The 14570-nt window shown below is 63.1% G+C and carries 11 protein-coding genes; 2 read left to right on the top strand and 9 right to left on the bottom strand.

The window, feature by feature from the left end; all coding sequences use genetic code 11:
* Positions 1-116 precede the first annotated feature (116 nt).
* Positions 117-2249, bottom strand: coding sequence for a hypothetical protein (locus M0G41_RS16740; RefSeq protein WP_248211162.1), 2133 nt, complete (start codon positions 2247-2249; stop codon positions 117-119).
* Positions 2250-2456: 207 nt separating this feature from the next.
* Complete coding sequence (locus M0G41_RS16735) at positions 2457-3770, bottom strand: right-handed parallel beta-helix repeat-containing protein (protein ID WP_248211161.1); 1314 nt, start codon at positions 3768-3770, stop codon at positions 2457-2459.
* 222 nt (positions 3771-3992) lie between these two features.
* Between M0G41_RS16735 and M0G41_RS16730 the strand changes: the two genes are divergently transcribed.
* Positions 3993-5000 (top strand): GGDEF domain-containing protein, encoded by a 1008-nt coding sequence (locus M0G41_RS16730; RefSeq protein WP_248211158.1) that lies wholly within the window; start codon positions 3993-3995, stop codon positions 4998-5000.
* 167 nt (positions 5001-5167) lie between these two features.
* Here M0G41_RS16730 and M0G41_RS16725 read toward each other — a convergent pair whose 3' ends face one another.
* Together M0G41_RS16725 and M0G41_RS16720 are read right to left on the bottom strand one after the other, a co-directional pair.
* Complete coding sequence (locus M0G41_RS16725; RefSeq protein WP_248211155.1) at positions 5168-5425, bottom strand: type II toxin-antitoxin system RelE family toxin; 258 nt, start codon at positions 5423-5425, stop codon at positions 5168-5170.
* A complete protein-coding gene (locus M0G41_RS16720; RefSeq protein WP_248211153.1) occupies positions 5412-5645 on the bottom strand; it encodes a hypothetical protein in 234 nt (77 codons plus the stop codon). The genes M0G41_RS16725 and M0G41_RS16720 overlap by 14 nt, the downstream gene beginning before the upstream one ends.
* A 681-nt stretch (positions 5646-6326) precedes the next feature.
* Between M0G41_RS16720 and M0G41_RS16715 the strand changes: the two genes are divergently transcribed.
* Positions 6327-7295, top strand: coding sequence for a tetratricopeptide repeat protein (locus tag M0G41_RS16715; RefSeq protein WP_248211152.1), 969 nt, complete (start codon positions 6327-6329; stop codon positions 7293-7295).
* 141 nt (positions 7296-7436) lie between these two features.
* On the opposite strand, the gene M0G41_RS16710 is transcribed toward M0G41_RS16715, so the two are convergent.
* From M0G41_RS16710 to M0G41_RS16690, 5 genes are all read right to left on the bottom strand, one after another.
* A complete protein-coding gene (locus tag M0G41_RS16710) occupies positions 7437-8189 on the bottom strand; it encodes a hypothetical protein (RefSeq protein WP_248211151.1) in 753 nt (250 codons plus the stop codon).
* 227 nt (positions 8190-8416) lie between these two features.
* Positions 8417-9931, bottom strand: coding sequence for an AAA family ATPase (locus M0G41_RS16705; protein WP_248211264.1), 1515 nt, complete (start codon positions 9929-9931; stop codon positions 8417-8419).
* 36 nt (positions 9932-9967) lie between these two features.
* Positions 9968-10741, bottom strand: a complete 774-nt coding sequence (locus M0G41_RS16700) for a TSCPD domain-containing protein (protein WP_248211150.1) — start codon at positions 10739-10741, stop codon at positions 9968-9970.
* Between the two features lie 192 nt (positions 10742-10933).
* Positions 10934-11737, bottom strand: coding sequence for a hypothetical protein (locus M0G41_RS16695; protein ID WP_248211149.1), 804 nt, complete (start codon positions 11735-11737; stop codon positions 10934-10936).
* 44 nt (positions 11738-11781) lie between these two features.
* Complete coding sequence (locus tag M0G41_RS16690; RefSeq protein ID WP_248211148.1) at positions 11782-13929, bottom strand: adenosylcobalamin-dependent ribonucleoside-diphosphate reductase; 2148 nt, start codon at positions 13927-13929, stop codon at positions 11782-11784.
* Positions 13930-14570 lie beyond the last annotated feature (641 nt).

Genomic DNA, 14570 nt, shown 5'->3' with positions numbered 1-14570 from the left:
GTGTTCAGCCTAGGACCCCAGAATGAAGTCAGTGGAAAGTGGGCTCTGACCCCAGAACTTCCTGACTCCTGCCTCTTCTCTGCCCCTCTGTTTGCCTGCTTCTACCCGTCAAACCCCTACTCGAAGCTCGACCGAAACACGCGCGCACCGGTCACTACCGTAACCAGATTGCTGGCGCCTCGGCCGACAAAGAGTCGACGGTGAACCTCATCATAGGCCGCGAACACACCGGGTCGACCGCCAGTCTCTCCGCCCTCACTGACCGATCCGATCACGCTGTTCTGATAGTTGAGGTGCCCGGTCACGGCGGTTTCGGCAAGGGTGAACGCACCGGCGTCGAACACCTCTCCGTCGTCGAAAAACGGACTGGCGACCAGATACTGGCCATCGGGCAGCGGGCGCGTCCGGGAATCCAAATGGCCGCTGCAGACCTGGTCATCCCGCGACGATCCGATGAGCGAGTTCGAGGCGTTGATTTCGCCAACACGCCCGCCCCATCCACTCGCCCAGGTCACTGCGCCGACCCGAGTCGCCGAGTCGCTCGAATAGTTCCCGCTGCAGACCACGTAGTTGCCGTCGCTCAGCGCTATCGGCCAGCCGACAAAATCCCGCTCTCGTGAACCGACCAAGGCACTCTGCGGCGAAGGAGAGCCCTTGCTGCCGAGTTCTCCGTTTCCCCAGACCACCGCACCGGCTTGAGAGACAGATCCTCGATCCCAGCCTGGAAACGCCACCACATAGTGGCCGTTCGCCAGCGCCGTCACGGCCATCCCCGCGCTCATAGGCGTGTTGCCCACCAGCGAATTGCCCATGCCCACGGAACCCGTGCGCGGACCAGTGCCGTTTACCCAGGTAGCCGCGCCAACTGGGACGCCTCCCACGCCCTTCCATCCGGCGGAGGCAATGACGTAGTGTCCATTGGTGAGGGCCGTCACGCCCGAGCTACCCACCCGATCGCCAACGGAATTGCCCACGATGGAATTGCGTGGAGAAACGACTCCCACAGTCGCCTTCGTGCCATCACCCCATGTAACCGCGCCCTTCTGCCCTCCCCAGTACGGAGAGGCTGTCACGTAGTGCCCATTCGCAAGCGGGATCACGCTATCGACCAGATACTCGGGGTCGCCTCCCACGAACTGGAAGTCAGCGCCACCCACCAGGGAATTCGCCGCCGACACCTCGCCCGTTGTCCCGACCGCCCCGTTGCCCCAGGTCACCGCACCGTTGTTGGTTCCTGTCGGACTGTCCCAGTCCGAGGAAGCTACAACATAGTGTCCATTGCTCAGGGCCTGCACCTCGTCATAGCTGACATAGCTCCCGGTCCGCGTGCCCACGAGCGCATTGGCCGCAGACACCGTCCCCACCATTGGCCTCGTGCCATCGCCCCACACCGCTGCGCCGGCATTGACCTGGTCACCGTTGTCCCAATAGGGCAACGCCAGGACGAAGTTGCCGTTTACCAGTGGGTAGACCCTGCGGAGGATGAAGTCTTCCGCGGCAGATCCTACGAGCGAATTCTCGGCCGTCATGAAGCCTGTCGCCCCCACAGTTCCGTCAACCCACATGGCGGCGCCCAGGTAAGGGCGCTCAGGCGTTCCCCACCCGGTATTGAGGAGGACGTAGTTGCCGTTGCTCAGCGCCGTGCCGAAACTCGGAGAATCGCCAATCGAGCTTCCGATTACCGAGTTCTCCGCCGAAACCGGGCCGGAGACGCCCGAGGTGCCGGAGCCCCAGGTGATGGCGCCCACACGAGAGGCCCCGTTGCTCCAGCGAAACGACTCCACGACGTAGTTTCCGTTAGCCAGCGGATGCACCGCCGGAAACCCTACGCTGTCATCCGCCCTTGCTCCGATCAGGGCGTTCGATGATGAGATGCTCCCACTGATGCCGGTTTCTCCGTTCGCCCAGGCGACCATTCCCAGTCTGAAAAGACCTCCATTGCTCCAGGTCTCATTGACAAGCAGATAGTTCCCGTTCCGAAGAACCACAATCCGAACGGTATCCAGCGACGTACCAGGTGCCGCGAAGGGCGACACGTTCGTCACTGTGCTGAGCAGCTGAAGATCACGGGAGTAGAGGTAGGCAGCCCCATCCGGGGGACGTCGGGGATCGGTTACAACGAGGTTGCCGTTGGGGAGCACGGCGATCTGGGCGCCGAATCCGACGCTGCCCGGCGGGCCGGCAAGATCAAACTGCTCAGCCAGAACAAACTCGGCTGAAAGGAGAAGCACCAGCCACGACAGCCACATCGACCGTTTACGCCGAGTCCCAAGAAGGAACCTATTCACAACGCGCAGCTCCGGGGCCCGAAAGGTCGCGAAGTGTAACCCGCAGATTGGTGGCAATGGGAAAGGCCGATTCGGTCGCCTCGGCGGTCAGACCAAGGCCGAGTGGAATTCCTTGAAAGAGTTCACTCTGCCCCCTGTTATCGCTGCATCTGACCCCGGGCTTCCGCCTCAGAGCTCGAACCCATCGGCAAACACCCGCTGCGGGTCTCGCCCGCAGGCACCGGCCTCGGTGGAGGCGGGCCGGCTCTCAGCTAGACAGTCCAGCAACACCTGGGGATGCCGCGGGAGCGCGCCGCTCAGCTGCGCTTCGCCCGCCACCGACAGTCTGAGATCGCCATGGGCCTCATCACGAAACCAGGCCGTTTGCGCATCACTACGGTTGTTGCTGAGCACCGGGGCTGCGCCCTGCCTCGGCTGTATTGCGGCGTCCAGCAGGTTGCCGGCTACCTCGACCCCGGTCGCACCCGCGAAGCGGACTTCAATGGCGTTCGGGTATCGCCCTCGCGTCAGCGCCGTGTTGTGGAGGATTCGCGAGTTGGGTGAGGTGGAGTAGATCGGCACATCCACGGCGTAGGTGGCCGCGGGATTCCAGCGGATCAGGTTGTTGCGCACCATGCCGCCACTGTGGTCGCTGCTGGCCACCAGGCCCAGGCTGATTCCGCGCGATGAGTCGAGAATAAGGTTGCGTTCGATCAGCGTATCGGCCGAGCCCTGCCAGACCAGGATCGCAGGTCCGGCCAGGGTATTGTTCTGACAGCGGATGCGCTCGATGCGGGTGTCGCGAATGATCCAGCGATCACCTCCGGTGACGTCGATGCCGTTGGTGTAGCAGCTGTTAGGCGGGCTGCCTTCGGGGTGCACGATGGCGCCCACGCTGTAGTCGACCTGCGAGTACTCGATCGTGACGTCATCGGCGCCTGCGCCGGAGCCCTTGATGATCTGCTGGCCCGCGTCATAGGCGCGCACGTTGTAGATGCGGATATCACCGGCACCCTGACCGCCCTGTACGCCGATCGCGTGGTAATAGACCTCGCCCACGCTGAAGTTGGCCAGGGTCACCTCGCGCGCGGTGAAGATCTGCACGCCATACGGCACGATCGGATTGAGCATGCCGGCGCCGCGCAGCACCACATCGGCGGGATCGTCGGTGGCACCACGAACCTGGATGTTCGAAATGATCGGCGCGCCGAAGCGCCCTACCGTGATCCGTCCGTCCACCCCGTTCGGAAAATTGACGCTCGCCAGGTCATAGGTACCCGGCGCAATCACGATGGCCTGGTTGCTTCGCAGATTCCAGGCGGCATCGGCCAACGCCTGCGCCGTGTCGACATGGATGATCTGGTAGCTCATCGGATCCGGCGCCGGCAACGGCGGCGCAGTGCGCGGCCGCGCACCCTGGGCCGACGCGGCCGAAATCAACACGCTGCACAGTCCGAGACAACAAACAGCAGGCAGGAGGCGAGGCAAGGCGGCGGCAGTCAACACGGACTCTCCCGGATCACGGGTGGTCGAATCAGGGTCAGGGGCGAATCAGGGTCAGAGTAGTGTTTCCGATGCGTTTCGGGGGAAAGTGCACTCTGACCCCAGACGTCCGCGCGCTGTACTCTTCCTGCTCGCCTCTGCAAGCTTCCGGGGGATAGGTTGGTGAGTCCAGGAGTCGACAATCGACCCGAGCGTCGTCAGGCCATCATCGGCGTTGATGCCATGGGTCGGCTGAGGACCGACACGCAGCTGGCCATCGTTTGCGTGTTCAGCACCGTCGCCTCCCTGGCCATCGGGTCGTTCGCCGTCTATCGCCTTATGCAGGGGGCCGTGGCGGTCGCCCTGTTCGACGCCATGGTCGTGTTGGTAATGCTCGGCGGCATGGCCTACGCCTGGAAAACCGGACGCAGCGTGATGGCCGGCAATGTCATTGCCTCGCTGCTGACGGCGGGCCTTCTGGTGGTGATTCCAGTCTACGGCTTGTCCTTTCTGTGGGCGTTCTCGTTGATGATCGGCATCTTCCTGATGGCCACCAGCCGGGTGGCCCTGCTGCTCTCGGTGGTGCTGATCGCGGGCATCGGTCTTGCTCCCGATAACTTCGCCGACCCGCTCGAACGGACGACCTTCTTCGCGGTCGCTGCCCAGGTCGCATTGTTCTCGTTCGTCTTTGCGTGGCGTACGTCGCGCCAGCATCGTCAGCTTGACGTCATGGCCAATCGCGATCCGCTCACCCATGTCGGCAACCGCCGCGCCCTGGAGCGGGAGATTTCCATGCGTGCCGAAGCCGCCCGGCGCGAGGGCGAGCCGGCTGGCCTGGCGGTCATCGATCTGGACCACTTCAAGGACGTCAACGACCGTCACGGCCACGATGCCGGCGACCAGGTGCTGATCGATCTTGCCCGGATCGTGGGCGACACCATGCGCGCCACTGACAGCTTCTACCGGTATGGAGGCGAGGAGTTCGTCCTGGTGATGCCCGGCACCACGCCCGACGGGATCTCGGCCGCGCTCGACAAGCTGCAGGCGGCCATCCGTGCACGGCTGCGCACCGCCGACGGAACACCCGTGACCGTGTCGATCGGCGTCGCCTCGCTGGGCGCCAAGGACGACCCCAGCCAATGGCTGTCACGCGCCGACCGCAGGTTGTATGCAGCGAAGGCCGCAGGACGCGACCGCATCTGCATCGAACCCCGCGACCCCGCGCCGGCGGAAGCGCAAGCGTTCAGCTGATCCCCGGTCGGTGCGCTGCTGGATGCCGTGGACGGTCCGGTAGCGCAGGGGCCTCTGCCGAATGACAATGCGGGCCACAACCGCCCGGCCCACCGGGCCGGCTTATCGCTGCAGCACCCGTCGCGGCTGCGGTGCGGCTTAGGGAAAGTGCACCCTGACCGCTATTTTCATCGGTACACCTCGCGCCGATGCCCGACCTTGACGACCACGATCACCAGCTGATCGTTCTCGATCTCGTAGAGAATGCGGTACACGCCCTGGCGGATCCGGTAGCGGGCCTGGGCGGACAGCTTCTCGCTGCCCGGCGGTGTGGGGTCATCGGCGAGCGCTTCGATCCGCTTGAGAATGCGCGCGACATCCGCCTTGGGGATGGCACGCAGATCCTCGGCGACTGATTGCTTGAAGACCAGCCTATAACTTGCCATGAGCCTTGAGGTCGTTGAGCAGCGCCTCGTAGGACATCGTGGGCTCCTCCACGCGCGACGCAAACTCAGCCAGGTCCTGCTGATCCTCGCGCAGGGCCTCGCGCAGCGCGGCGTTCACGATCTCGGAAACGGACTGGTGGGTGCTCGCCGCCTTCAGGCGCAAGGCCTGGTGCAGGTCGGGATCGAAATAGATGGTCGAGCGCTTGGACAGCTCAGTCATGGGGCACCTCCAGGGAACACTATAGCGTCATGACGCTATAGTGCCAATCGCCCATGCTGTGACCACGGGAGTGGATCAGAAAGTCAGTGTCCACGCGTGCCTGCACCTTTGCTTACGTTTGCGTTCAAAAGAACCCGGCGAAAAGTGCACTCTGACCCCTGTTTCGTTGTCGAGCGCTTGGACAGCTCAGTCATGGGGCACCTCCAGGGAACACTATAGCGTCATGACGCTACAGTGCCAATCGCCCATGCTGTGACCACGGGAGTGGATCAGAAAGTCAGTGTCCACGCGTGCCTGCACCTTTGCTTACGTTTGCGTTCAAAAGAACCCGGCGAAAAGTGCACTCTGACCCCTGTTTCGCAGGACGCGACCGCATCTGCATCGAGCCCCGCGACCCTGCGCCGGCGGAAGCGGGAGCGTTCAGCTAGTCCCCGGCCGGAGCGCCGCTGGAGGCCGTGTGCTTCTGCCGAATGACGATGCGGGCTGCATCCGGCCAGTCCACCGGGCCAGCTCATGATGAAGGGCGACTCGCGGCTGTGATCCGGCCTCGCGGAAAGTGCACTCTGACCCCTGTTTTACCCTCTGTTTCCCCCAGCGGAAAGCGCACTCTGACCCCTGTTTCCCCTGTTGCCGCCTTGGCTGCTGGCATACTTGCCGCGAGTCGCTCCGAGGGCACGCGACATGCGCTGCACGGGCTTGTTGATCACGCTGCTACTCCTTGCTCCGCCAGCCGGGCCTTGCCTCGCGCAGGCACCCGACGACGCGGAGACGCCGCGAAGCGAGGAATCGCCCGACCGCCTGCAGCACGCGGCAGACATCGCCGTGGAGTCTGCATTGCTGCAGCTTGGCATCGACGCCGCGGAGCGAGGCGACTTCGATACCGCGCGGCAGCTGCTGCGCCGCGCAGCGGAGCGGGGAGACGCAGCACTTCAGTTCGACTTCGCACGCAGCCTCACCGATGGCTCGCTGGGGCCGGCGGATACGAAGGAGTCCGCCATCTGGTTGCGACGGGCGGCGATGGGAGGACTGGCCAAGGCGCAGCGCGCTTTGGCGAATGCCTATCTGGATGGCGTAGGCGTGCCGCAGCACGCGTACGCAGCGAAGTTCTGGGGCGAGGTGGCGTTATCTGCCGGCGAGACGCAGCCAGTCCACCCCGTGGGAACAGGCGAGCCCGATTACGAGGCCGAGCTGAAGCGCCGCGCATCCCGATGGCGTCTCGGCAATCCCGGCATGCCCTATGCCGAAGGCATCGTCGTGTTTCAGCCAATCCCCGACGAACCTGACAGTCCTTTCGGCCCTCTGGAACGCTGGGTCATCATCGATGCCCTCCCTGAAGCCGGGTCTCACGGCATGGACCTGCTCTTCTCGCCAGAGCTGATTGCACGGCAGCAGGGGAGCGAGCATGAGTTGGCATCGCGGCATCTGCGTGTAAGTCTCGACCCGGCCGGCTCGCCCATCTCCGCGCAGATCGTAGACGGCGCGAGGACCTATTCAATTCAGCCGACGCAACTGCGGCTCGATTTGTCCGTTGACACCATGCGTCTGAGCGGCTCACTTGCCACCCCCGAGCCGAGCGGACCGCAGCTCAAAGGCGCCTACATCGAACTAAAGTTCGAGATGCCCGCGCTCGACGCCGCGACGGCCCCCTGAGGCGCGGGCGACTTGTAGCCGACGGTACGACCTCCCTCCGGCTTTCAGTAGCAGTCGGATCTAGAGCCCGGGCCTTCTGAGAAGCGGCTAGCAGAAAGTGCACTCTGACCCATGTTCTCCTTACCCCTGCTCCTCAGGGATCTACCCCCTGCCTCCGTCTTCGATCACAACGAATCGGATCCTGTCGTTTGATGCCTCTTGCACCTCAATCTTGAGGTTGCGAAATCGGATCACGGGCTCGCCGCCCTTCTCGTAAACGAGGTTCTGGGTGAACGCGGGACGGGCTAAATCGTCGCGCGAGTACTCGCGATAGAGAATCTGGAACGAATCCCGCGTAGTTCCGCCGTACACCAACTCAAAGTTGGTGAACCCCTTGGTGGTATCTATCCGCACACTTGAAGGGGCAGGGACGAGGCGAACGGTCGATGGCTCTGGCTTGTAACTCCAGCCCATACGCGCACCCTGATTGTTCAGAGCGCTTCCCTCGAACCCCCCTTCCTCATCGATCAGAAAGCGCAGCAGACCGGCTGTCGGGTCAGGCAACTCGACTAAACGATAGCTACGGCCATCGCGCTCCGTCACTCCCTCCACCCTAACGATGTCCCCCTTGTCGACCGTAGCAGTTGCGAAAGGTGGGAGTCTGACCTTGAAATCCTGCGTCGGCGTGAGTCGCGTTGAGTGGGAGCCGGTATCCCGCGTGACCACGTGATAATCCTGAACTCTTAGCATCTGGTCGCCGACGAACACCTCCTTCGGCACCCCAATCTCGTACGTTGCGTCCAGCCTACGTTCTGAGGTTGCGCTCGCTGGCTCATAGACGACCGGCTTAACGGGCTGGACAGGAGAGCAGCCCACGAGAAACGCAACAAGAGCAATCGCAGCTAACGGCTTCATTCTTTCCTCCGGATTCGAAGACCGCGGCCAATGGCGAAAAAGGGGCGTTCAACTAGTCAGCCACCGGAACGGCAGTCAGAGTCCTCTACCGCAAAAACTCTCCAAGCGAAAGTGCACTCTGACCCCTGTTTTTCCTCTGACCCCTGTTTTCCTGAAAGTGCACTCTGACCCCTGTTTCGCTTGACCCCTGTTTCGACCCTCTTTCCCTTCTTGCGGGATCCACCAAATCAAAGCGCCAGCTGAACCTTCTTCTTCCGAAGCCACGCTCTCAATACGCGGGTGTATCGGCTCCATAGAGGGGAGGCCGCCGCAATATCGACCAGCTTGGATATCGCAACACTACGGTTCTCGCCAGAGAGGTCTACGACATCGTTCAGAAATCCATGGCGATCCAGCGGATGGACGATTGAACGACACAGCTCCGCAAAATCTCGAAGCGTTGGGGGTATTTTCAGGGGATCCACCTCGCAGACCATTGCGTGGATGCATACCTCCGGACAGGCCGCATTGCCCGATTCCTCGCGCATGAAAGAACGGAAAGAACGAATCTTACTTACGATTCGCTTTCGCTCGTCCTCGTGCTTGGCGGAGTTGCCGCTCCAAATTTTCCTCACTCGAGCCCTGATGGAGCCGCGGGCGCCTAGAACATCACCATCAGTAAGCGCCAAATAATTGTCTGCAGTTGGCATCGCGGCGTGCAGGCCTGCGACCAATGTTGCAGCATTATCCGCAGGACCGAAGGTCGCGGTCTCCACATACTTCCTTAGCCCCAACTCGCTTGCCACTTGAGCGACTACACGCTCGCCGAGATCATCTTCTGTATAGACGGTTAGCGGGCGAACCTGAGCCCCCGTGATGTGTCTCAACGCTTCCAGCGAGTATCCCCTCCACGACAGCGTGCGAGTCGGGCCACGATGGATGCTGTGTAGGTCGATGCTGTCGTAGAGGCGACCTGAAGGCGGGAAATGCGTGGTAAAGATGAGTTGCTTATGCCGCTTCTTGCAGTGATCATGCAGGATTGCAAGCAGGCGCTGGAGTGCGTCCTGATGAAGAAATAGGTCAATCTCATCGATGAGCACTAACGCATAGTCTGGAGAATTAACGACAGTATCGAGGACGCGGAATACTCGCTGCTCGCCCGAGCTCATTGACAAGGCCGAATAGGATGCTTGCTTCGTAGACACCCCGATCGACTGACGGTTTCGATACTGGTAGCTAACGCCGAAATAGCCTGAGTAGTTTTCGTTCAGGACTTTCCCCGCAAGCTCTCTAACTTCGATATCGTGTTTCTCTTCTCTGGATTTTTTCGTGTAGTGAATCATTGAGCTCAGTGCGATTGTCTCCAAATCTGGAGCAGAATCGGCGATCCCAACAAACTTTACGAATCGAAGTGGCCTGTTTCCGTATCGCGGAGTCCAGCGGTCGGCCTCCTTCTTGTACTCCTGAGTGAGACCAGCGAAGGTAGCCTCGCCAAGCCTGCCCCCGTAAGCGATGCGGAAACGACTGTCCTTCCACAGTGACTCTGTGTTCGGTCGGAAGAATGTCGGGAATCGGTAGTCTGAACTCCCGGGAGTGGCTGGGGAAAAAGCGCACGCCAGAGCGTGAAGCACCGTAGTCTTCCCGCTTCGATTACTCCCCATGATCCCGGTCAAGGGACATCGGTCAAGCTCAAGTGATAAGTCGACGATGCTCTTGAGCTGGTCGATCTCAATCCGCTCAACTTTAGGTTGTTGGAGTATCACCGCCACTTGGTCCGGGCCGTTGGAAGCAGGCGCACCTCACCCGCACTTCGAATACCCACAGCTAAGACAGGTCTGACACCCATCCATAACAATCATCGCCTGGGTATTGCACTTGTGGCACATCGTCGCGCCGGGCGGAAAGCTCCCCGCCTCGGCGCTCTTGGCTTCGCCCTTGCCGTCGGTGGAACCCGTGGCTACGGCGTCGCCGGGCTCACTGTTTTTTTTTAGCCCGGCCTCATAGGCGGCGCGCTTCTCGGCAATCAGCTGCTTCTGCTCGTCGCTGAGGTTGTCGTCGACGATCATGCCGATCAGCTTGAGGTGGTCTTCGACCACGGCGCCGATCTCGGCGACGATGCTGGGCATGTAGACGCCGCCGGACTTGAAGTAGCCGCCGCGGGGGTCGAAGACGGCCTTCAGCTCTTCGACGATGAAGGTCACGTCACCGCCCTTGCGGAAGACGGCGGACATGATGCGGGTGATGGCGACGACCCACTGGAAGTGGTCCATGTTCTTCGAGTTGATGAAGATCTCGAAGGGGCGACGCGATTCGTGCTTCGTGCCGGGGTTCAGCACGATGTCGTTGATGGTGACGTACAGGGCGTGCTCGAACAGGGGCGACTTGATCTTGTAGGTGCTGCCGACCAGCACGTCCGGACGCTCGATCTGCTCGTGCATCTGGATGACTTCGGCGCGCTGCGGCTCCTTGGCCGGGGCCGGGGCGGGCGCGGCGGCGGCCTGCTCGGCCTTGGCCTTGTCCTCGGCGGTCTGCACGCTGAAGCCCTTGATTTTCTTGCTGATCTTGATACCCACGACACCACTCCTGATCGATGGCCGGCACGGCCGGCATACCCCGCCGCGCTGGGCGGCGGGCCGGGGTTCGCGAGGCCCCGGGTCTGCTGTGTTGAGGCCGGCCCGCGTTGCCGGCGGTTGCGCGGGTGACCCGCCCGCGGCGCACTTCCTGCGCGCCTGCGGACGGGACCCTCGGGGCAACCCTTGACTGGATTACTTCTTCTTCGCCGCCTTCTTGGCAGCGCCTTTCTTGCCTGCGGCCTTCTTGGCGGGAGCCTTCTTGCCTGGCGCCTTCTTCGCCGGGGCCTTCTTGCCGACCGCCTTCTTCACCGACTTCTTGGCGGCGGCCTTCTTGGCCGTGGCTTTCTTGGCGACTTTCTTCACCGCCTTCTTGGCGCTGGCCTTCTTGGCCGAAGCCTTCTTGGCCACCTTCTTCACCGCCTTCTTGGCCGAGGCCTTCTTGGCGCTTGCCTTCTTGGCCGTCGACTTCTTGGCCGCGGCGGTCTTCTTCGCGGCGTTCTTCTTCGCCGTGTCGAACTTCTTCTTGACCGCCTTGACCTCTTTCTCGACGTCCTTCTTGGCCTTGTCGACCTTGGCCTTGGCCGCCTTCACTTCCTTCTCGACTTCCTTCTTGGCCTGGTTGACCTTGGCCTTGGCCTCCTTGACCACGGCCGCGGCCTTCTTCCTGACCACCTTGGCGCGCTTGTCGATGGCTGCCTTGGCCTCGGCCGCGACTTCCTGGACCTTTTCGGTCACCTGTTCGACGGCTTCGGAAATCGTCGCCGCCACACCATTGCCATTGCTCATAGCCCCTCCTGTTCGGGCGATAGAGAGCTGACGCGAGCGAAGCCGGCTCCTGCCTGCCTCGACCTCATGGTGCGCCGCGACTGTGCGACGGGCACCGCCTGCGGCCATCGTCCGTGGTGGCCATTCTTGAAGCCGTGATTCGTGATGGGTGATTGGTGATTCGCAAGAGCCGCGCCGGGAAGCTCGTTGGCTGCTGCTTTCGCGAATCACCCATCCCGAATCACCCATCACGCAGCGGGCGCTACGCGCCCGCGCTAGAACTTACCGTAATACCCTTCCTTGAGCGCGTCGAAAAGATTCGCGGCGGTGTGCATCTCGCCGTCGTATTCGATCTGTTCATTGCCCTTGGCCTCGACCACGCTGCCATCTTCGAGCTCGAAGCGGTAGGTGGTGTTCTCGAGGTCCTTCTCCTTGACCAGCACGCCCTGGAAGGCGGCCGGGTTGAAGCGGAACGTGGTGCAGCCCTTGAGACCCTTCTCGTGGGCGTAGAGGTAGATGTCCTTGAAGTCTTCGTAGGCGTAGTCGGTGGGAACGTTGGCGGTCTTGGAAATGGAGGAGTCGACCCAGATCTGCGCGGCGGCCTGGATGTCGACGTGCTCCTTGGGGGTGATGTCGTCGGCGGCGACGAAGTAGTCGGGCAGCTTGGCGTCGGCCTCTTCGGCGTAGGGCATGGCCTTGGCATTGACCAGGGTGCGGTAGGCGAGCAGCTCGTAGCTGTAGACCTCGACCTTCTCCTTGCTCTTCTTGCCTTCGCGGATGACGTTGCGCGAGTAGTGGTGGGCAAAGCTCGGCTCGATGCCGTTGGAGGCGTTGTTGGCCAGCGACAGCGAGATCGTGCCGGTGGGGGCGATCGAGCTGTGGTGGGTGAAGCGGGCGCCGGTCTCGGCCAGCTTGCCGACCAGCTCGGGGGCGACGCTGGCGACCTTCTGCATGTAGCGGCTGTACTTGGCGTGCAGCAGGCGGCCCTTGATGGTCTGGCCGATCTTCCAGCCGTCCTTGGCCATCTCCGGGCGCTTGCGCAGCATCTCGGCGGTGACGGTGAAGTCCTCGTCCATGATCGGCGCCGGGCCCTTCTCCTCGGCCAGCGACAGGGCGATCTCCCAGCCGGCAACGGCCATCTCGCGGGCCACGCGCTCGGTGAAGGCGCAGCTGTCCTCGCTGCCGTAGCGCATACGCAGCATGGTCAGGGTGCTGCCAAGGCCCAGGAAGCCCATGCCGTGGCGGCGCTTGCGGGCGATCTCGTTGCGCTGCTGCTCCAGCGGCAGGCCGTTGATCTCGACCACGTTGTCGAGCATGCGGGTGAACACGCGGACGACCTCGGCGTATTCCTCCCAGTCGAAGCGGGCGCGGTCGGTGAACGGGTCGCGGACAAAGCTGGTCAGGTTGACCGAGCCGAGCAGGCAGGCGCCGTAGGGCGGCAGGGGCTGCTCGCCGCAGGGGTTGGTGGCGCGGATGTTCTCGCACCACCAGTTGTTGTTCATCTCGTTGACCTTGTCGATCAGGATGAAGCCCGGCTCGGCGAAGTCATAGGTGGAGACCATGATCATGTCCCACAGGTGGCGGGCGCGGATGTGCCCGTACACCTTGCAGGCCACCAGGCCATCGTCGCGGGTGACGTAGTTGCGGGTGGTCGGCCACTCGCGCCAGACGACCTTGTCGGCGTCGGCGAGGTCGAGTTCGTCGCGTTCCTTGACGTGCACCGGGAAGACCATCGGCCAGTCGGCGTCGTCACGCACGGCCTGCATGAAGCCGTCGGTGATCAGCAGCGAGAGGTTGAACTGGCGCAGGCGGCCGTCCTCGCGCTTGGCGCGGATGAACTCCTTCACGTCCGGATGGGCGACATCGAAGGTGCCCATCTGCGCGCCGCGGCGGCCGCCGGCGGAGCTGACGGTGAAGCACATCTTGTCGTAGATATCCATGAAGGACATCGGGCCCGAGGTGTAGGCGCCGGCGCCGGCGACGAAGGCCCCGCGCGGACGCAGGGTGCTGAACTCGTAGCCGATGCCGCAGCCGGCCTTCAGGGTGAGGCCAGCCTCGTGGACCTTCTCGAGGATGCCGTCCATCGAGTCCTCGATGGTGCCGGAGACGGTGCAGTTGATCGTGCTGGTGGCGGGCTTGTGCTCCAGCGCGCCGGCATTGGAGGTGATCCGGCCGGCCGGGATGGCGCCGCGGCGCAGCGCCCAGACGAAGCGCTCGTACCAGTACTTGCGCTTCTCCGGGGTGGCTTCGGCATCGGCCAGGGCGCGGGCGACGCGCTTGTAGGTGTCGTCGACGTCGCGGTCGATCGCCTCGCCCTGCTTGCTCTTCAGTCGGTACTTCTTGTCCCAGATGTCCTGGGATGCCGGCTGCAGGGGGATCTCGGCCACTGCGTTCTTCACCGCCTCAAGGCGCACCGTGCTCATTGTTGTGTCTTCCTCCGTGACCGCGCGATCGGGCGTGCCGCGCTGGGCAAAAAAAACGGCTATCGCAGCGCGGCGCCCCATCGGGAAAACCCCTAGGAACAAGTCCTTCGCTGGCTGCGATAAGCGTATGACTGTATCTGTCGCCTCCCCGTTGACCTTTCCGGCACCCACAACCTGTTGTGTTGCGGTGCACGGCAACCACTACATCTTGTGGCGGGCCGTCGCGAACCGTACGCCCGCGGCGAGAGGCTGTCAACGGCTTGCAAGGCGGTCGGCAGGGCGCTCCGCGTGGGCGGTGGCGGGGTGCAGGGGATTGGCGGGCGCGCGGCCTCGGGCCTGCGTGGCCCTGGCGGCCGGGTGTCACGGCGGCGCCGTTCTGTGGGAATCCGCTTGGGAGCGAGCGGGGCGGTGCGGTTTTCCTCGAGACAGGGGCAGGGCCGGGCGCTGCGGTCGGAGGCAAGCCAGCTCCTACAGGAGAGCGGGCGCTTTGAGCGTGAGGTCACGACGGGGATGCGCCTCTCTGTGGGAGTGCCCTTGGGCGCGACCGGGGCGGTGCGGTTTTCCTTGAGACAGGGGCAGGCCAGGCGCTGCGGTCGCAGGCAAGCCAGCTCCTACAGGAGAGCAGCGGCATCCAGGGGGGG

The sequence above is a fragment of the Pseudomarimonas salicorniae genome (assembly GCF_023156535.1).
In the GTDB taxonomy this organism is placed as follows: domain Bacteria; phylum Pseudomonadota; class Gammaproteobacteria; order Xanthomonadales; family Xanthomonadaceae; genus Pseudomarimonas; species Pseudomarimonas salicorniae.
This window is presented reverse-complemented; position numbering and strand designations above follow the sequence as displayed.

Excerpts from the sequence above, each read along its gene's own strand:
- M0G41_RS16740 (WP_248211162.1), bottom strand. The coding sequence starts at position 2,249 with ATGTGGCTGTCGTGGCTGGTGCTTCTCCTTTCAGCCGAGTTTGTTCTG.
- M0G41_RS16730 (WP_248211158.1), top strand. The coding sequence starts at position 3,993 with ATGGGTCGGCTGAGGACCGACACGCAGCTGGCCATCGTTTGCGTGTTC.
- M0G41_RS16725 (WP_248211155.1), bottom strand. The coding sequence starts at position 5,425 with ATGGCAAGTTATAGGCTGGTCTTCAAGCAATCAGTCGCCGAGGATCTG.
- M0G41_RS16720 (WP_248211153.1), bottom strand. The coding sequence starts at position 5,645 with ATGACTGAGCTGTCCAAGCGCTCGACCATCTATTTCGATCCCGACCTG.
- M0G41_RS16715 (WP_248211152.1), top strand. The coding sequence starts at position 6,327 with ATGCGCTGCACGGGCTTGTTGATCACGCTGCTACTCCTTGCTCCGCCA.
- M0G41_RS16710 (WP_248211151.1), bottom strand. The coding sequence starts at position 8,189 with ATGAAGCCGTTAGCTGCGATTGCTCTTGTTGCGTTTCTCGTGGGCTGC.
- M0G41_RS16690 (WP_248211148.1), bottom strand. The coding sequence starts at position 13,929 with ATGAGCACGGTGCGCCTTGAGGCGGTGAAGAACGCAGTGGCCGAGATC.